At 40.1% G+C, this 19,597-nt stretch carries 18 protein-coding genes; 7 read left to right on the forward strand and 11 right to left on the reverse strand.

The features are described from left to right. Positions 1-23: 23 nt before the first annotated feature. Positions 24-1,721, reverse strand: a complete 1,698-nt coding sequence (locus tag NLP_RS18350) for a SpoIID/LytB domain-containing protein (RefSeq protein ID WP_104907641.1) — start codon at positions 1,719-1,721, stop codon at positions 24-26. A gap of 115 nt (positions 1,722-1,836) precedes the next feature. Between NLP_RS18350 and NLP_RS18355 the strand changes: the two genes are divergently transcribed. From NLP_RS18355 to NLP_RS18370, 4 genes are all read left to right on the forward strand, one after another. Then, complete coding sequence (locus NLP_RS18355) at positions 1,837-2,100, forward strand: ParB N-terminal domain-containing protein (protein ID WP_104907642.1); 264 nt, start codon at positions 1,837-1,839, stop codon at positions 2,098-2,100. Positions 2,101-2,211: 111 nt separating this feature from the next. Further along, entirely contained in the window at positions 2,212-2,703 is a 492-nt protein-coding gene (locus tag NLP_RS18360; protein ID WP_104907643.1) for a Dps family protein, read from the forward strand. Positions 2,704-2,778: 75 nt separating this feature from the next. Next, positions 2,779-3,444, forward strand: coding sequence for a nucleotide exchange factor GrpE (gene grpE, locus NLP_RS18365; RefSeq protein WP_199784644.1), 666 nt, complete (start codon positions 2,779-2,781; stop codon positions 3,442-3,444). An 831-nt stretch (positions 3,445-4,275) separates the two neighbouring features. Then, positions 4,276-4,602, forward strand: a complete 327-nt coding sequence (locus tag NLP_RS18370) for an STAS domain-containing protein (RefSeq protein ID WP_104907644.1) — start codon at positions 4,276-4,278, stop codon at positions 4,600-4,602. Here the strand turns inward: NLP_RS18370 and NLP_RS18375 are convergent, their stop codons facing one another. The 7 genes from NLP_RS18375 to psaK form a co-directional block, all read right to left on the reverse strand. Next, the gene (locus NLP_RS18375) at positions 4,603-5,739 is read right to left on the reverse strand and encodes a PP2C family protein-serine/threonine phosphatase (protein ID WP_104907645.1); all 1,137 of its coding nucleotides are present in this window, start codon (positions 5,737-5,739) and stop codon (positions 4,603-4,605) included. Between the two features lie 370 nt (positions 5,740-6,109). Next, positions 6,110-6,877, reverse strand: a complete 768-nt coding sequence (locus NLP_RS18380; protein WP_104907646.1) for a DUF1350 family protein — start codon at positions 6,875-6,877, stop codon at positions 6,110-6,112. Between the two features lie 258 nt (positions 6,878-7,135). Further along, the gene (locus tag NLP_RS18385) at positions 7,136-7,855 is read right to left on the reverse strand and encodes a hypothetical protein (protein ID WP_104907647.1); all 720 of its coding nucleotides are present in this window, start codon (positions 7,853-7,855) and stop codon (positions 7,136-7,138) included. 517 nt (positions 7,856-8,372) lie between these two features. Further along, positions 8,373-10,304, reverse strand: a complete 1,932-nt coding sequence (locus tag NLP_RS18390) for a M48 family metallopeptidase (RefSeq protein ID WP_104907648.1) — start codon at positions 10,302-10,304, stop codon at positions 8,373-8,375. A 6-nt stretch (positions 10,305-10,310) separates the two neighbouring features. Beyond that, on the reverse strand, positions 10,311-10,898 hold the full coding sequence (locus NLP_RS18395; protein WP_104907649.1) for a LemA family protein: 588 nt from the start codon (positions 10,896-10,898) through the stop codon (positions 10,311-10,313). Between the two features lie 406 nt (positions 10,899-11,304). Continuing rightward, positions 11,305-11,556: a hypothetical protein gene (locus NLP_RS18400; protein WP_104907650.1), complete on the reverse strand. Its 252-nt coding sequence runs from the start codon at positions 11,554-11,556 to the stop codon at positions 11,305-11,307. Positions 11,557-11,984: 428 nt separating this feature from the next. Next, positions 11,985-12,245, reverse strand: coding sequence for a photosystem I reaction center subunit PsaK (gene psaK, locus NLP_RS18405; RefSeq protein WP_104907651.1), 261 nt, complete (start codon positions 12,243-12,245; stop codon positions 11,985-11,987). Positions 12,246-12,823: 578 nt separating this feature from the next. Here psaK and NLP_RS18410 point away from each other — a divergent pair. The 3 genes from NLP_RS18410 to NLP_RS18420 all read left to right on the forward strand — a co-directional run bounded on the left by NLP_RS18410 (position 12,824) and on the right by NLP_RS18420 (position 17,004). Then, complete coding sequence (locus NLP_RS18410) at positions 12,824-14,134, forward strand: efflux RND transporter periplasmic adaptor subunit (RefSeq protein ID WP_104907652.1); 1,311 nt, start codon at positions 12,824-12,826, stop codon at positions 14,132-14,134. Between the two features lie 572 nt (positions 14,135-14,706). Continuing rightward, complete coding sequence (locus NLP_RS18415; protein WP_104907653.1) at positions 14,707-15,447, forward strand: SDR family oxidoreductase; 741 nt, start codon at positions 14,707-14,709, stop codon at positions 15,445-15,447. Positions 15,448-15,810: 363 nt separating this feature from the next. Continuing rightward, positions 15,811-17,004, forward strand: a complete 1,194-nt coding sequence (locus NLP_RS18420) for an MFS transporter (RefSeq protein ID WP_104907654.1) — start codon at positions 15,811-15,813, stop codon at positions 17,002-17,004. A 12-nt stretch (positions 17,005-17,016) separates the two neighbouring features. Here the strand turns inward: NLP_RS18420 and NLP_RS18425 are convergent, their stop codons facing one another. From NLP_RS18425 to hisS, 3 genes are all read right to left on the reverse strand, one after another. Beyond that, the gene (locus tag NLP_RS18425; RefSeq protein WP_104907655.1) at positions 17,017-17,592 is read right to left on the reverse strand and encodes a TMEM175 family protein; all 576 of its coding nucleotides are present in this window, start codon (positions 17,590-17,592) and stop codon (positions 17,017-17,019) included. Between the two features lie 113 nt (positions 17,593-17,705). Continuing rightward, on the reverse strand, positions 17,706-17,924 hold the full coding sequence (locus NLP_RS18430; RefSeq protein WP_104907656.1) for a hypothetical protein: 219 nt from the start codon (positions 17,922-17,924) through the stop codon (positions 17,706-17,708). A 182-nt stretch (positions 17,925-18,106) separates the two neighbouring features. Continuing rightward, complete coding sequence (gene hisS, locus NLP_RS18435) at positions 18,107-19,495, reverse strand: histidine--tRNA ligase (RefSeq protein WP_104907657.1); 1,389 nt, start codon at positions 19,493-19,495, stop codon at positions 18,107-18,109. Positions 19,496-19,597 lie beyond the last annotated feature (102 nt).

Genomic DNA, 19,597 nt, shown 5'->3' on the forward strand with positions numbered 1-19,597 from the left:
ATGCAACTTGAATGCCAATTAGCTTAAAGCTTAGTCTCTTTTTTGAGAATTTGAATCTGAGTACCAGGATAGTAAAATTGGAGAATTTTTGGACTTGACCAACCTAGTTTTGCTAAATTTTGAGCGCCAGTTTGACTCAAGCCGACTCCATGTCCTAATCCACCACCAATAAAAGCGTATCCCCAGAGTTCCGGTTTGCCTTTGTTCAGTGGTTCTATATAAAAAAGCGTACTTACTGGGGCTGCAAAAGCACTGCGAACTTCGTCTTTGTGCAAAATAAAGGTGTTACGATCGGTTTTGACTGCAAGTTCAAGGATACGTCCACTCTGGCTTCGCTTCACTACTGCCATAGCCTGAATTGTCTTAAATTTGGCATAAGGACTGTTTTTCACCTGTAAAAATTTCTGCAAGTCCTTGATAATATCCTTTAAAGGGGTTTCCTTATGCCAACGAAACATATCCCACTTGCTTTCATTAAATCCTTGTTGCGTATTAATAAATTTCTGGAAGTTCTTTTCATCTGCTAAACTCTGCTTAGACAAGTCCCAAAAATTAGTCGGAGCATCGAGTACAGGGCGCAGATAGGGACGCTCGTCGCCATTCCAGACATCGCTAAAGGAAGCGGTAACGCCACCAGTGGTAGAAGAATACAGGGCGTCTACGAGTTCATTTTTATAAGTTAGTACTTTACCCCTAGTTGAAGCGATCGCTTGGTCTGTTTTGCCAGCTGCTCCCTTCAACCCATAATAAACTTGGCAGTGAGTATCAGCACACAACTGATAGTTATCTGCGGCAAACCTACGTAAATTTCTCAAGGCATAAGTCCGGGCGAGAATTGCTTGAGCCTCTAGTGCCGCTGTTGGTGCATCCGTACCTATTTCGTAAGGCACAACCCCACGCAAATAAGTTTCTAAAGGTACTTGATTAACTAGAGTGTATGTGCCATAAGCATTTGGCTGCAAATTCATTCGACCGGCATAAAGACGAGCAAACTCTGGTTTTTCGGTTTTATTTACCCGAATCAAATTTTTATCAGTGCTAATTTCCAAGTCATCCGGGCTATAGCGATTACCATTCACCACCCAACTTACTCGCGGCACTTGTTTCAAGACTTTGGTATCAAGATATACTTTTTCTTGGGTAGATGCTTGGATGTTCTGCAATAGCAAGCGTCGCAGTAAAGGAGTGCTGTAAACATCTCGTTTTGCCCAAACCTGCCAGCGTTCTGGCTGGGCTATTTCCACTTCCATTCCTTGAGAACGCCATTTATTAGCACTGTCTTCCGCAGTTTCAAAAGTGCGATATGTGCCCAAAACTACTACTTCTTCGACTGCTGACTGGGGTAAAGCTTGCATGACTGTTTCCAGCTTTACAGGATTTTTAGTAAACAGGATTTGCTGCTTATTGCCCGCTTGAAATTTTAGCTTTAAGCGATCGCCTTTTATGGGTTCCAGTTGCAGCTTGGCTGTAGGCTGATCGCCAAATCGCTGCACAATCCCAATTTTCAGTTCTATATCCTGGATGTTGCTCTCAGGCCCTGATGCAGCAGTCAGTCCCAATAGACAAAATATTGTAAGCACAGTGTGGGGAAAACGCCAAAACGAAAATTTCATGGCTACCTGATAGGGAAGCGATAGCGAGTACTCAAGCGTCTTCTGCCCCTTAATGCGTCGTTGGAGCTGATTTTCCAATTGCTTTGTAGTGCGGTTTTTTTGTCGCATGAATGCTCCAATGATACCATTACCAATTTTGCCCTAAATGCTAGTTGCAAAACGAAGTCATAATGACTATGATTTAATTAGAGACAAAAAACAGAACTAGTTGGATAAACTCTTTATGGTTAAAGTCCAAGAAATTCCATTAAATCAGATAAAACGGCCATTGCCGCGTACAAACGATCCAAATAAAGTACAAGCCTTAATGGAATCGATTGCGGAGATTGGGCAGCAAGAACCTATTGATGTCCTAGAAGTAGATGGACAATATTATGGCTTTTCTGGTTGCCATCGGTATGAAGCTTGCCAGCGTTTAGGCAAAGAAACCGTTTTAGCCAGAGTCCGTAAAGCACCCCGTAGCGTTTTGAAGATGCACTTGGCATAGAGAATGGGAATGGGGCATGGGAAATGGGGACTTAGAGTATTCCTAATGCCCTATTTGGCCAATGCCCAATTTCCAATCCCCCATTACATATAACCTAATTAGGAGAAAATTATGTCATCGAAAGCAACAGTCAAAAATGTAAATATCGGCATTGACGAGGCGAGTAGGGCTAAAATTGCCGATGGTTTATCTCACCTGTTGGCTGACACTTATACACTGTATCTGAAAACTCATAACTTTCATTGGAATGTAACGGGGCCGATGTTTCAAACATTGCATTTGATGTTTGAGACCCAGTATACAGAATTAGCCTTAGCAGTTGATCTAATAGCCGAGAGAATTAGAGCGCTTGGCTATCCCGCACCAGGAACCTACAGCGAATATGCAAAACTGAGTTCGATTCCAGAAACTCTCGGAGTTCCTAAAGCTGTGGAGATGATTCGCGAACTTGTAGAAGGACAAGAAGCCGTAGTCAGAACTGCACGGTCTATTTTCCCCGTGATAGAGGAAGTTAACGACGAACCTACCGCCGATTTATTGACTCAGCGGATGCAAGTACACGAAAAGACAGCTTGGATGTTGAGAAGTTTACTGGAAGAATAAAGAATAGGGAATAGGGAACAGAGAAAAAACTTAATCGTCAATGCCCAATTCCCTATTCCCCATGCCAAATGCCCCATGCCAAATGCCCAATGCCCTATGCCCCATACCCAAAAGTTGCAAAATTTAATGCAACAGGTAGGTATTTCTAGTTTTAAGGCGCTGAGTCGCACTGCTGGTGTCTCAGAGCGTCAACTTTTGCGCTTACGCCAAGGAAAGTTAAAGCAGATGCGGGTAGATGTGCTGCTTAAGATTTCGCCAGTGCTACAGATGCCATTGAATGAATTAATTGCAACTTTTTCAAGCGTAGAGTTGTTACCAGAGAAAACAGCGCCTACTCAGGAATTGTTACAAGAAATTACAGATTTAAGAAGAGAGTACGATCGCTCGCAACTTCAATTAGAACAGCAACGAGAGATATTACTACAAGAACTTCAGCAGTCGAGTTTGCAACTGCTGGAGTCTTTATTATTACAATGGCCAACAGCAGCACAGAAAGCGCAGGAGAATCCCCAGCTAGCAGCAGTCAAAATAGTACCGTTGGTGCAGAAACCCCTGGAAAAGCTTTTACAGGCGTGGGGAGTGGAAGCGATCGCACCTGTGGGAGCAGAATTACCTTACGATCCCCAACTGCACCAATTGCTGGAGGGAACTGCACAACCTGCAGAAACAGTCAAAGTCCGCTACACTGGCTATCTTCAAGGTGGAAAGCTGCTTTACAGAGCCAAAGTGAGTCCTGTTTGAGGGAATGAGGAGTTAGAGTTACAAATCTCATAACTCTTTACTTTTTGTATTGTCTGTGGAGAAATGGCAGATATTGGGAATACTAAAATAGCAGAGGCGATCGCCTTCAGAAAACTTCTTTTAAAGCTTTGGTGTCGGTTCTAGCTTGCTTGGCGTTGTTGAAACCTAAATTTTTGGCTCTAGAGCGGTAGTCCAGAGGTCAATTATTTCAATTATGTAAGTAATTGGACATAAATAAATGTAGATCCTAGTTACGATCATAAGTACTCAGGTAGGAAAAGCTATTGCTAGACTCAGTTTAGCTACACGAGCGCTGCGACTGGTTAAATTTGGAATTGCTTAATGACAGCTATTTTCATGAGATTTATTGGAGAATCTCAGTTTTGCAAAAATCTTTGGTAAATAATCTGAAAAGCAGTAACTTCAGCTTGTATGTAAGTAAGTATATATCTAAATCCATAAAATGTAAGTAAGTCGGCGTTAAAAAATCAATATAGATGATAAAACATCAAATTAACGAACGGCTTATAAATTGGTCATTCTAACATTTTTACAAAACTAAATATACCAGTTGTTTATCATACCGACTTACTTAGCTGGTTTATTTATAATTGATTTATTTCTAGTTGGAAAACTATACTTAATTAAGCTAATGATTTTTAAAAATTATAAAAAACTAGATTCAAAATTTTATAAATAATTTTTATATATCCTGATTAATTATCAATGATTACTCAATCTTTAATCTTAAATTTTATTTTACAAGTATTTTTAAATGCTCTATAATAGCGAAATCAGAACATTATTTACACGAGTCAGAGTATCATAATTATGATAGAACAAGTAAAAGTTATTAAGCTCAGTGGTAATTTGAACGCCACAACTTCACAAGACTTTCGACAAAAAATCACTGATATTATAGAAAGTGGTGCGAAAATTGTGTTAGTTGATTTTAAAGATGTAACGTTTATGGATAGTTCAGGTTTGGGAGCTTTAGTATTAGCTTTTAAAACCTTGCGAGCCGCAGATACTAAGCTTGCTCTCTGCTCAATTAATGAGCAAGTCAGGATATTATTTGAACTGACTAATATGGATAAAGTATTTGAAATTTTTCCTAGTCAAGATGCATTTAATCAGGTTTTAGTGTCTAATACGTAATTAATCAAACTTCATTTGCAAAATAGATAAATCATCATCAAAAGCATCTTTGGAGTTCAGGGCGATTAAATAACTGAGTACGCGTTCGAGTTGGCTATCAACAGTATCTTGTAAGCTAACTAGTAGCTGAATAAAAGCATCCAAACTCCAAAGTGTGCCGTCTGATTTAGTTATTTCATAAGCGCCATCACTAAAAATATAAAGGGTACTGAATTTTTCGATATTGCAAAACCCATCAACATATTTTGCCTCTGGAAACATGCCAACTGGCATACCAGGGGTTTTCAATAGTTTAACTTCAGACTTTCTTGGAGATGTGCCAGTTACTAAAACTGCTGGTGGATGACCTGCACTAGCATAAATTAACTGGCGATTGATTCGGTTGTAAACTCCATACCAAATCGTAAAGTATTTATCATTTTGATAATTCATCTGAAAAGTGTCATTTAAAGCCTTCAATACATCACTAGGTTGATAGTAATCGAGACCTTTGAGCGCACGAGAACGCAGCAGATTCAGCACTGAAACAGAAGGAAGAGTAGCTTTGAGTCCATGTCCAGCAGTATCGAGTAAGTAAATTGCCAGATAGTCATCATCGAGCCAATAGTAATCAAAACAGTCACCGCCAAGTTGTCGTGAGGGAATGAATCGGAAATTTATATTGAAGGGTTCAGTCATAGAAAAAGGTAGCAGCGATCGCACATATTCTGCTGCTTCTGACATTTCTGATTCTAAAAGCAACTTTTGAGCCTGCAAATCTCTACTTAATTGATGCAGGCGTAATCCCGCTCTTACCCTCGCTTGTAATTCGTTATGCTCAATAGGTTTAGAAATAAAATCATCAGCACCAGCATCTAGACCTTTGACGCAATCGGCAACGGAATCTAAGGATGTTAATAAAATAAAAAATGTGGTAGAAAATTTGGTGTCTGCTTTAATGCGGTGGCAAACTTCCAGACCATTTAATCCCGGCATGATCCAATCACAAATAATTAGTGCTGGACGATAAGCTAGTGCTTTTTCTATTCCTTCCTCGCCGCTACTGGCAGTAACTACTTCATAACCCTGTTTTTCCAACATCCTTTTCAGGAGTATTTTTATTGAATAATCGTCATCAATTATTAGTATTTGAAACATATAAATTTATTGAAAACACTCATTAATAATTTTTTGTCAAAATAGAAAATAAAAATATGATATGAGCTAATAAGCTAGTAGTATCAATACAGAGATGCTGCTATAGCGCTGATCGTACCCTGCGGGTAGTGCTTCTCCCTTGGCGGGGGAGACGCTAGCGCGAACGGAGAACTCGTAGAGTAGCCGCTACGCACGCGTCTATGTATGCAATATACTTTGACTCCTCTCTCTTAAAAAGAGAGAGTACATTGCGTTATAGCAACAGGCGTAAAGAGTTGAGGGTTTGGTCTTTATTAGACTCAAATCAGAAGCACTATAACTCATTTCTATTTACTCATCGAATTTACAACTGTTTAACAGTCATAAAATATTATGGCGCTCCCAAAGGATTTAGCCATAAAAGAATGTTGCTTTTTAACTGGTTTAAATCGCGATATGCTTCTTGCTTGAACCATTGCCCTAAAGCGTCAAAGGGGGTAAAAGATGTTCCCGTTTGCCATTTAATATCTTGGCCTAAAGGTGTTGTATGATTTCCTGGTAACGTTTGCGCTGTCACCATCTCATCAAAACGTTCTTGTAATATTTTGGTTAAAGCTGCCGATTGATCGATGGTGTCATTACTAAATTTTATTAATAAATTGCGCCGGATATTGTAACGTTCTTGGACAAGTTTGTTAGTTTCCAAGGGCGAGGGGGTAAATTCGATTTTCAAAGTAGAATTGAACTGCTCTACTAGAGGGATAGCTTCTTTAGCGGCGTAGTTGTTGAAGGATATTAAAATATTGCCTGCACGTTCTACTTTAAAAAGGCTACCAATCAGCAAGTGGAGTTTACAGCCCATACTGTGTCCAACGCCATAGATAGGGAAGTAAAGCTTGCGTAATGCCCCAGAATCATGTAATCGTTCGAGGGTGCGGTCAAAGTTTAACAGCACGGATTTGGCGATCGCAGTATGATCTAATGTGTTGACAAAAGGCGTAGCAATTACAACATAGCCTTTACTTGCCAGTTGTTCGAGTAACCAGCGATAAGTGATGTGCGGTGCAGTGGCGACAAATGCACCGCCTAAAAAATGAACGATACCTATGGGATTTTGGGGAATGATTACCCAGTTTCCTCTAATTTCTTTCCAGTCCATACGGATAAGCGATCACTTTACGAATATTCTTTATGTTAGACCGGAGATCGCAACCGTGGAAAGGATTATGGAAAAAGCCATTAAAAATATCCTACTAGTAGATTGGAAGCCAACTCACCCAGTAGTGTCTATGGACTTATCGGCAGCACCTACGCTTTCTCCAACTCCTTACTGAATTCTGAGTGAATTCAGGAGTGCTTTCTAAATTACCATTACAAAACTTAATTATGAATTACGAATTACGAGTTAGGAATTATCTTAACGTTGAGTCTGTAATCTTTTCATCTCGTATTGTACATCTAATGCAATTTGTAATGCTTCATTAAGTAACCTTCCATGCTCAGTAGCCTCCTCTGTTACTTGCATAGCTGTTAAGGTTGCTAAATTGTTGACAAATAGTTCTGTATTACTCAAGATAAAATTCTTATTCTCTCTCAAAATCCTTTCTGTCTTTAAAGCGCGAACTAAATCAGCTTTGGTGAGTTTAAGTGCTTCGATCGCACGCTCTCTTTCCTTTATAATTACTTCTGGATTCCCAGCTTCTTCTATTTGGTCATTGATATCTATAACTCTAATAACAGTATTATATCTCTTAACCTCATTTAAGAGAATTTGCAGAGATTTTGTCATATTAGCTTTTACAATCTTACTTCTAATTCTCCAGATAAAATATAAGATGCTTTGCGTCAGACCACCAACCCCAAAACCTAAGAAAATTAATAATATCCATGAAGGAATTGTTATCCACGTAACAAAAATTTTAATAAGTATATCAAATAAAATATAGACAAAAATAAATGTAGAAAATCCAATAAAAACTACTGTCGCTCCTTCAGAGCTTTTAAGTTTTTGTATATATATATATGCTAATCTCTTGAGAGGATTTGTAATGATTAAAAGTTCCCCATTGACAGGTAAATTAGTCAGCTTTTGCAGATCGTTGTGACTAATTTCCAAGTCCTGTAAATCATCCCGCACAGCTTTTAAACCCTTGCCAGAATAGTTATTTAATCTAATATAGCAATCAAATTTCTAGAATGCTGGCATTTTGTCTAAACTTTTTCTGGTAAGTTAATACTTATAGGCGATGTCAAAAATATTTGTACAATATGATACTCTTTTGCCAGGATAACTATTTACAGCAGAATTCAGAATTCAGAATTGAGGAGTAAAACACGCTTTATACCTGGGTAACAGACTTAGCTTGTGTACCTCATAAACTTGAAATCTGCTGTATACTATAGCAATCCAAAGTTATTCGTAAGAAACAAGATCCCGACTTATTTAAGAAATTGGGGATCTGCGGGTTGCAATTCTCACAAATCAAATCGGATTGCTATGTAATAGTTAGGATAAAAAAACAAATTAATTGCCTGTAAATAGAATCACAAGGCAACAGGTTATTGTTTTGGCAAAAGGTCATTTAATAATGGAAAAGTCCGCAAAAACGGACTTTATTTGTTGAGTTATAAATAATCGTGTCTCAGTCATTACATTAACTTCGCTTTGGAGAAGGTTGTTTCTGTTTTGAAACACTAGGCTGAGAGTTTAAAAATGGGGGTATGGGACACTCTAGCGTCATGGCGATCGCTCTGAGTAAATCTGCTTCTGAAGGAGTAACTTTATTATCTAATAGTACCGTGTGGGCACAAGCATCAACAATAGCCTGTTTGAGTTTAGGAGTGGCAAGACGCAGGCGCTCAATACTTTTCTTCAGTTCAGTGAAATTACAGCTTAATGGTATTTCTGGTTTTTCTTGCTCTCCAGCTTTGGGAAGTCGAAAAACTCCAGAACGAAAAGCATAGGCGATGTCTTCAGTAGACGCATCAGGTTGGGAGTGTCCGACACGGGCAATTACGGACAGTACTAATAGACTATCTGGCCAAATCTGTTCGATGGAGGTGAATTCTACCGTTGTAGTAGATGTGGGATTTATACTAGGTTGAAGACGATGCCACAGTATTAACTGCAACACAAAATGCCACAGTGATAAACTTCCGGTGGCTACAACTAAACCATGAACGCATTTGCACAGCCTTTGGCATTCTGTGGCAGAATTTTGGCGTAATACGGGTACTGCCAAATCCACGAGTGGCAAGCGAATTCTGGAATCTAATTGGCTAATTTCGCTACTTAATTGTAGGGTTTTGTCTACCAAATCAGCAGGCTGCACCTCGCGTAACCAAGCAATTTGACGTTCTTGAATTTGGAGACTTTCCGTATCTAACGCTAGCGCCAAAGCTAGCGCCATTGCACTTTGCTGCTCCCGCGCACCCAAACGCAGGGATTCTGGTAACTGCGATAACAGCGCTTGAGCATGGGCAAAATGCTCCGGTGTAACGCTTCCAACTTGGTTTACAACGTGTCCTGGTGTGGCGCTGTCACCACCAGCAAAGCCCATTGTGAGCGATTCCTGGGAAGGGGAACGCATTTGATTGCGAGATGGCATTGCTGGCAAATTGCTGACGTTCAAACCTCTAACACGACGGATACGTTCTGCTAGAGGTGGGTGAGTAGAAAACATATTTTCCCAGAAAGAGGGGTTGAGGGCATTGCCAAAAAACATGTGGCTAGCGGCTTCTGCTCCGGGCGAAATCAAGCGTGAATCCATCTGTTGGAGTTTTTGAAAGACTCCGGTAAGTCCATTGGGGTTGCGAGTGAACTGTACGGCTGAAGCATCAGCGAGAAATTCGCGTTGGCGAGAGACGGCGGCTTTAATCAAGCGTCCACAAAGTAATCCGATACCGCCAATTGCCATTAGTGCCAAGCCAAAAGCCCAGATAGGTAAACCCTTGTCTTCCTTTCCGAAGCGGAAGCTACCGCGAAGACGCAACAGCAATTCCCCGGTTAAATAAATGAACAAAATCCCATGCAGTAGTCCCACCAAACGCAAATTTAGCCGCATATCTCCATTGAGAATATGACTGAATTCGTGGCCGATGACTCCTTGTAACTCATCCCGGCTCAAGTGTTCCAAAGTTCCACGGGTAACTCCAATTACAGCATCATTGGGCGAAAATCCGGCAGCAAAGGCATTAATGCTGGTTTCTCTGTCGAGGAGATAAACTTGTGGGACAGAAATACCAGAAGCGATCGCCATTTCTTCGACAATATTTAATAGTTGTCGCCCTTGTTCATCGGCCATCTCTGGTAGCAGGAGTCTTCCTCCTAACTCTTGGGCAATTACGCTTCCGCCTTGACGGAGACAGGCAATTTTGTACAAACTTCCCACTGCGATCGCAATTATTGTAATCCCAGCCACGTAGAGAAATAACCCTGGATGCCACCAAACACGAGGAGCGATGCGAAACAAAAATAAACTGGCAATATAAATTGCCATAATCATGACTGCGATCGACAGGGAAAATAGCCCGATTAATTGTTGCGTATTTTGGCGTGCCCGATCCTGATGTTCAAAGAAATTCATAGACACCTAAAAAGACACGCGTGGAGCATTTCTTATTTCTGGAGTAGCTTCAGGGAGCAATTCTGCAATAGTAAAGTTAAATGTATTTGCCACAAGATTGCTAGGAAAAGATTCGCTTTTGGTGTTGTAAAGTGTCACTGCGTCATTAAAAGCCTGACGGGCAAAAGCAATCCGGTTTTCGGTGGAAGATAGTTCTTCCATTACCTGAGTCATGGCGCGATCGGCTTTCAATTCTGGATAAGATTCTGAAAGTACCATCAACCGACTTAACGCACCCGTCAGCATCCCTTCAGTATTGCCCAACTGTTGCATCGCTTGGGGATCTCCAGGATTTTGGGCGGCACGACTGCTAGCATTAATTGCAAAATTTCGGGCGGCAATAACTGCTTCTAAGGTTTCTCGCTCATGTTTCATATACCCTTTAGCAGTTTCCACCAAGTTGGGAATTAAATCATAGCGGCGCTGTAATTGAACATCGATTTGAGAATAAGCATTTTTGTAACGGTTGCGATACTTAATTAAATCGTTGTAGGCATTAATGATAATTACAGCAACAATGGCAACTAAAGCAACAGAAAATATTAAAAGCCCCATATTTTTAGATTATTTCCATCAGATACTTACTTTTTTGCAGATTTACCAATCACGGTAATCCTTATATCCAGCAAAATTTGTGTGGATATAAAGATGAGTCTACTTGTAGCAAGTTGGCTTCGTCGTCTGTAAAATTAGTTACGCAAGTTTACTGATGTAGGATTTTTTAAATAACCGTAGAAGCGCAAAGGGAAAGAAATACAAAGACAAGAGAAATAATTTACAACAATTCCAAACTATTTCTGAACTTTATCATCTCTCTTTTTTCTATGTACTCTGCGCCTCTGCGGTAGATTAAAAATTGTAGCCAGATACAGCAGATTTAAAGTTGGTGAGGTAGACAAGCTAAGTCTGTTACCCAGATATAAAGCGTGTTTTAATTGAGAATTCCGAATTCTGCTGTATCTCACCCATGAATCTGAATAAATAGGGAATAACCACTGACAGCAAGAATAAAAAGGATAGCGGCAGGAAAAATTACTACATCCCTGACAATAAATAAAATCCAATCTTTTCTTAATTCTTGTTTAAACTTGAGTTCTCGCAGTTTTCGCTCAAGTTCTAAGTCTTCTTGTGACTGCAAGTTTACAGGTGATAAAACTAGCGGATTGTCGCCTTTGCTGGCAATTATTTTTGATAAATCTGTTATATCTGTCATGTTGTTTAGATACCAATAATTTCAGTTTCAGGATTTTGGTTATCATCTGCAACCCAGATAGGTTTGCCTTTTTAATTGGCTTCTATAGCTACTTCTAGTAGTGCGTAGGCATCCAGGGTAAGAGCATCTCAATGTGTTGCGCCAGATTATTTAGTATATTCATAAAGTTATGGCGAAAATCTCAATTTATTTAAATTCGTTAGGTTTTTGCTTGTGTAGTGATTTCTATTTTAGCCACACTTCAACACGTTTCGGGTTCATCAATTAAATCCAATACTTCTTGTTTAATCACTCTCGAACAAAAAATATCTAGAATATCCTGGCAATCTCTCAGGAAAATTTAGCGAAAAAAGAGCCAGAGAGTTAGTTCTCTGGCTCAAAGCTGGAGACAAAAGAATTATCTAATAAAGGCTAACTTGGGTAAGAACCTAAATTCTTCCCAGGTTATGCAGCCCTAAAATAGTACCTACTCCCAAGATATGACCAAAGGCGGTAGTTGCTAAAAGGGCTGGTACACCAAAATTACCAAGGAAATTGGCTGAGGGTAGTTTTGGTTCAGCGTTGGGATACTTGATGGTAGATTTGCCAAAGGCAATGGCAATGATATTAGCAATAATCATAATCAGTCCAACTGTAGGACTCCATTGCAGAGGTGTGGTTGCAGCAGCGAGTAAGGTTGAGGTCAACACCTGGTTTGCTCCTGAAATTTATTAATGGTTGAAAACATAATCTGAAACTTTCCGAAGCAAATTCAAGAAATTACCCGATTTTGCATCAATATTTAACAGTTATTCTTACTACTTAATACAATATGAGTTTAACGTGGTGAGCTGATTGTGGTAGCTAGTTTGAATTTCAATGTCTGAAACAAATAAATTACTAGTATATTTTTATACTTACAATAGAACTCAGGAGTAAAATACGCTTTATACCTGGGTAACAGACTTAGCTTGTGTATCTCACCAACTTTAAATCTGCTGTAGATAAAAGTGATTCCGATAAAATTATGTCAATGTATCTATAGAAATCTGTACAGGAGTTATGAACAAAATAATCCCCGACTTTTTGAAGGATACAGTTGAAGTCAGAAATTTAAGGAGCGGATTCACCTTTCGGTAGATTTAGACAGAATAATCAAAACTGTATATTTGAATGAGGTAACACATGATTTGCCACAAAACCTCATGCTAAATCAGTAATTTCCAGATCAACAGATGAAATTTTGATTGAATTCTAGTTAATTTGTTCCTTAAGTTCCTCAAAAGCCATGACATCCCCTGAGCCTCAAACTGATTTTGGAGAAAAAACTCCACAAACGTCATTTGAGCCACCTTCTGGAAAACGGCGGTGGCTTTGGTTGAGTTTAGCCGCACTCCTATTTTTAGGGGGCGGAGCAACTCTAGTTTGGCGTTTACTCACTCCGCAAAATTCAGCACCTTCAACTGCTAACGCTCAACCTCAAGGGGTAAGAGTCAAAATATCAACAGTACAAAGCGGCATCATTGAGGAAAGTTCAGATTTTATTGCTAGTCTAAAATCCCTGCGCTCAGTCACGCTCCAGCCGAGAATTCAAGGTCAAGTTACCCAGATACTTGTCAAATCGGGAGATCCAATCGTCGAAGGAGCTGCAATTCTCCAAGTAGATTCTACATCACAGGCAGCGATCGCGAGGAATAATACTGTACCTCAAGCATTTTTAGTGCAACTGGCAAATGCCCGCGCCACACTCAAATCTTTAGAAACAGAACGACCATCCTACGTTGCGAATGTGCAATTGTACCAGCAGAACTACGAAAAGTTTATTAGCCTAGCTGAACAAGGAGCCGTGTCTCGACAGACTAGCAATCAGTTTGCTAATCGGCTTGCCAATGCTAAGACTAGTCTGGATGCAATCGATTCCAGGATTCAAGCACAACGAGCCACCATTTTGCAGGCTGAAAAATCCTTGCAGCAATCTAATGTAAATATTCAAACACAACAGCCGCAGTCTGACAAAATTACCGCTCCTTTTAGTGGCATAGTTGGCAACATCCCTGTGAAAGTCGGTAATTTAGTTGATACTTCGACACCATTAGTTAATATCAAGCAAAATCGACCTTTAGAAGTGAATATCTCTGTACCACTACAGCAAGGGTCCCAATTGCGTAAGGGAATGCCAGTAGAGCTGATGAACACACAAGGTCAAAAGCTTGGTAGAAGTAGGATATTTTTTATTGCACCTAATGCCAGCAATGAAACACAAACGATACTGATTAAAGCACTTTTTGATAACACTAACGGTCAGCTACGTGCAGATCAATTGGTCAGGACTAGAGTGTTCTGGAATCAGCGCCCCGGAGTTTTAATTCCCACAACAGCAATGACTCGTGTAGGCGGGGACACTTTTGTTTATGTAGTTGAAACAGAAACACCTCCCCAAGGTGTATCCCAACAAGTCGCTCGGCAAAGGCGAGTGAAGCTAGGCGAGATTAAAGGTAATAATTACCAAGTTATTGAAGGATTACAGCCAGAAGATAAAGTTATTATTTCAGGGTTGCTCAATCTTAGGGATGGTGTTGCGATCGTTCCAGAATTTTAATTAAGGGGAGTAGAGAGAAGGAGCAAGGGAGAAGTCTATTTAATGGAACACTCTTATCTGACCCAACATGTCCGATTGAGATTCAATCCGAGATAGGTTCAGAAAATCCCTTCTTAAAATAATTTCATCTACGCAGATTTGATTGACCAGATGAGCTTTTGGTTAACGAAGACAGACAATTTATAAAAGATGTTTGTAGACTATGGTCAAGACAATACCTGTGTCATCAGCACTTAAATTCTGTCAAGTTCGGTAAGGTGTAGTTTACTGTCGTAGGCATCGTGTTTAGCTCAAAGAACACTCAGAAAGTGAATTTAGCTCAACATATTCAACAATATTCGCCAAGCCGTAGCAAATCTTAATCTGCTGTGAAGATACCGCTAAGAGGGCACGTATCTTCACCTTTTGCAAAGTATTTTCATTTCTCCCGCCTGAAAATTGCTGTAAATTCGCTGGCGGGATTTAGGCTGGAATCAAGTCGACAATTTTAGCAGCGATCGCTAAATTTAACTTTGGTATAGTACTTTAACAGCAGATAATCACTTTGGTGAACCAAAAAACTAGATTAATCTATGGCATCAATAGCAGGGAAAGTTGCAATTATCACTGGTGCATCGCGGGGAATTGGACGAGCGATCGCACTAAAATTAGCTGGTAACGGCGCATCTATTGTCGTTAACTATGCGGGTAATGCAGGCAAAGCACAAGAAGTTGTTGCAGAAATTGAAAAGTTGGGAGTAGAGGCAGTTGCTATCCAAGCTGATATTAGCAAAGTGCCCGACATCCAAAGGTTATTTGAGCAAACTCTTGAACGCTTCGGTAAAATCGATATTTTGGTCAACAATGCCGGAATCGCTTTCTATAAACCAATTACTGAGGTGAGTGAAGAAGATTTCGACGCGATTTTTGCCATTAATGTCAAAGGCACTTATTTTACTTGCCAACAAGCCGCGCAACACATGGCAGAAGGGGGACGGATTATTAACTTTTCCTCATCAACTACGGTGATGATGCTGCCAACTTATAGTGCCTATGTAGGAACCAAGGGTGCTGTTGAACAAATCACGCGGGTACTAGCTAAAGAATTGGGTGCAAAAGCGATCGCAGTTAATGTTATTTCTCCTGGTCCCACCGATACAGAATTGTTTCGAGAAGGCAAAACACAAGAACAGATAGACCATTTAGCCCAAATGGCTGCTTTTGGCAAACTGGGAGAAGTGCAAGAAATCGCTGATGTAGTAGCATTTCTCGCTAGCGATGAAGCCAGGTGGATCACAGGGCAAAACATCCGTGTCAACGGTGGAATCGCGTGAGGCGATCGAAACTGTCCTCATGAACGTGATTCCGTTTCCAAATCTCAGCCAGTAAGTGGGTATTGCTAGCCCTTGTTAAGGTAGGTAAAAATTAGACTGTTATTTCCATTCATTCGAGCTTTTTGCTGGAAGCAATGCTGCACGACAAAATTATCTTTTAAATCTCCAATGCCGTTAATCTACCATAGAAATTTAAGCCATGAATTCCAATATCAATCTTTTCACACCAGTTCAGCTTGGCCCTTACACCTAAGGAAAAAGTAGCAGCTTATGACAATCAATTAGGCACTTTTGTAGTACATAAACGCGAAGCGTCTTAAGAGGTGCTTCGCCTTCATAATTATTTATATACAGGGTCTTATCATGCATTTACCAGAAGATAATAGTCAATTTTCACGACAGAAACCAGTTTATCTAGAGCTAAATTTTCAGATTATTTGTGCAGTTGTACTAATTGCTGTTATTGGAGTTTCTAGTGTGACTCCGGCTTTTCCCAAGTTAGTTAAAGATTTAAATATTAATCCGAAAAATTTAGGTTTATTGATTACAGCATTTACATTACCATCTCTGATTTTAGGGCCGATTATTGGTATTGTTGCCGATAGATTGGGCAGAAAAAAAATTATTATTCCTTCACTGTTTATATTTGGCATAGCTGGGACTGCTTGCGCCTTCGCCCGCGATTTTAATTTATTGCTATGGTTGCGTTTGTTGCAAGGAATTGGTGCTGCTTCTTTGCTTTCTCTGAGTATCACCTTAATCGGCGATTTATACACCGGAGACAGACGGACTACGGCAATGGGTTACAATGCCAGTATTAGCAGCATCGGCACATCAAGTTATCCAATAATCGGTGGCGCATTAGCAACAATGGGCTGGTATTATCCCTTCATGTTGCCCATATTAGCGATTCCTCTTGGGTTGTTGGTATTGTTTGCACTTAAGAATCCCGAACCAAAAGGCGATCGCAATCTCAAAGAGTATTTGAGCAATGCCGTAAGAGTTCTGAAAAATCGTCAGCTATTTGGACTTTTTGTTGCCAGTGCTGCTAACTTTGTTTTCCTTTATGGCGCTTATGTCACATATTTACCACAGCTAATTAACGATACCTTCAAAGCGCCGCCCACCATTATTGGATTGCTACTTTCTAGTGTTTCCGTAGCAATTACCATCACAGCCTCCCAGTTAGGTAGATTAGCGAGAAGATTTCCCGCCACAAGTTTAATTAGTGCATCTTATGTTTTTTATGCTTTAGCGATGTTAATAGTTCCCTTTGTGTCAAATATCTGGTTACTATTAATTCCGAGTACAATTTTTGGGATTGGACTTGGTATTAATTTTCCTAGCATCCAAACACTTTTAGCAAATTTAGCACCAAGAGAATATTTAGCGACGATTATATCGGTAAATGGGACATTCTATGGATTAGGACAAACATTAGGGCCCTTATTGATGGGTTATGCCTTTGGTTTTGGCGGAATTAGTAGTGTGTTTTATGCCGCAACTGGTTTTGCAGTTTTGATATTTTTTGTGTTTAGGTATTGCACTTGTAGGTGATTCGTTATTCGTTTAGGAAGTGAGAGTCTTCTCAATTCGACGGTCAGGAATCAGCCAGATGACCGCGACTAAAGCGTATAATGCACAGGCAAACCATGAGTTCACAAAGGCAAGTGGAATTGCCAGAGCATAGAATACCAGCGATATTTTTTCCTTAAAGTTTCCAGTGACTGCGATCGCTAGAGTCGAATCCTTGCCGTGGGAAGAAATCAGGGTGCGGGTAAGGATAAAGTAAGCGATCGCAGCCAACAACAACACCGCACCATAAAAAGCAACTGGCATGGCGGCAAAGTGATTCTCGCCCATCCAGCCAGTGACGAAGGGAATTAGCGATAACCAAAACAGCAGATGCAGATTAGCCCAAAGGATACGGCCATTAACGTGTCGGACTGCTTGTAGTAGGTGATGGTGATTGTTCCAGTAGATGCCGATATAAATAAAACTCAACACATAGCTTAGAAATACCGGGATTAGTGGACGTAGGGCAGCTAAATCGAATCCATGCGGTACTTTGATTTCCAGCACCATAATGGTGATGATGATGGCAATCACCCCATCGCTGAATGCTTCTAATCTCCCTTTTCCCATGTACGCATTCCTTTTCTATTTACTTGAAAGTAAGTTATGACATTCTGTACTTTATCCTACCAAGTAGTCGCCATTGATGAAGATTTTCGGCGGGCTACGCCAACGCAAAATATTTAATTATCACTCGCCAATTTCCGCCGTAATTCCCGAATAGCGGCGCTAGTATTACGCTCGTAGGCAATTTTTAGAGATTCCGTGACTACTTCTGACACGTTGATGTTGGGGAAATAACGGCTACTGGTTTCAACAGTGTAGCGTAGATGCGAAGCGGCTTGTCGTAGACATTGCCTTGCAATCTGTAAATCACAAGCTGGTTCTTCTTGAACAACCAAACTTCAATACTTTAAATATTAACTGCTGCGGCTGAAAAATACAGCAGCTATAACAATTAAACCTAAAAGTGCTAGAGGAACCCAGAGATCAGGGACATCCGACAAACTCATAAAGGACTTCCAAATAAGTAGAGTGTATGAGGCAGATTGCAATAGACAGTTGCTACTTTATCAGTCAACTATTAAGTAAGCCTTTTTTTAACTTCCTCAGCCAAATTTTCTAGTAGTACTTCTACTTGCTCACCTGTTTTCAAATCTTTGAGTGATGACTTTTGCGCTGCTGCTTCTTCAGAACCAATAATTACGCAAAATTGAATTCCTTGCTTGTCTGCTAATTGAAATTGTTTACCCAAAGGACGCTTATCAAAGTTAGTTATCACATTAATTCCCGCCTGACGCAGATGTTGAGAAACTTTTAAATAAGTGGGCATTAAATCTTCTTGCATATTCACTACCATCACTTGGGCTGGTGTAGGAGCTAAGGTACTTAGAATTCCAGCTTTTAATAAACGACTAATTAAACGAGTTAAGCCAATAGAAATGCCGACACCAGGCATTTTTTCACCTAAAAATACCCCGACTAATTCTTCATATCTACCGCCAGAACAAATACTACCTAAAGCTTCATGTCCTAATAGAGTTGTTTCGTAAACTGTGCCGGTATAGTAATCAAGACCACGGGCAATGGATAAATCAATACAGAAACGGTTTTCGGCAACTCCGAGATTACGCACCCCAGCAATTACCGTTTCTAATTCGGTAACTCCTAAGCTCAATTGTTCGGTTTCTGGCAGATTTTGAGCAAGATGCTTGAGCTTATCTAAGACTTCATCAACCGAACCGTCTATTTTGATAAATTCAATAATTTCTTGTGCCTGTTCGGCTGAAATTCCTTCTTTCTCTAAATCTTGTTTTACTTTACTTTCACCAATCTTTTCTAGAGTATCAACAATACCAATACACGATTTTATTTGATTTTCGGCAATACCCAATGATTTAAAGAAACCAGTGAGAACTTTTCGGTTATTGATGCGAATCAGAAAATCACCAATATTAATTGCTTCAAATATTTCAGTGATAATTGCAGGCATCTGAGCATCATAGAGCAAGCTGAGTTCACGACGAGCAACTACATCAATATCGCACTGACGAAACTGACGAAAACGCCCATCTTTCGCCCGTTCTCCCCGAAAAACTACATCCGTTTGATAACGAGCAAAGGGAAAGGTTAATTCATTCAGGTGACGGGCAATATACGCCGCTAAAGGAACTGTTTGATCGAACTTTAAAGCTCTTGCTTCCGAACCAGTTTCGCCCGATTTATCTCTCTCGGCTTGTCGATTTGGTGGCAAGATGGGATCAATTCCATAAATGATATTGTCGCCTTGATTTCCTTTAGCTTGCAGCACTTCTAAACGTTCTACGGCAGGTGTTTCGATGGGCGTAAATCCATAGCTTTCAAAAACTCTACGGATGATATCTAATAAATATAATTCTAAACGCTTTTCGCTAGGAAGAAACTCTGGAAAACCGCTAGGAGTAGAAAAGTTTATTTTGTCACCTTTGGCCATGCGTGTACCTTACTAAGTTGAAATTTAAGATCAAAGCCTAACGACTGAAGTTGTGGCTACACAAACAAAGTCCGCCTGCAGAGTCTGCGAAAAATTGGGCTT

The organism is Nostoc sp. 'Lobaria pulmonaria (5183) cyanobiont', assembly GCF_002949795.1.
Taxonomy (GTDB): domain Bacteria; phylum Cyanobacteriota; class Cyanobacteriia; order Cyanobacteriales; family Nostocaceae; genus Nostoc.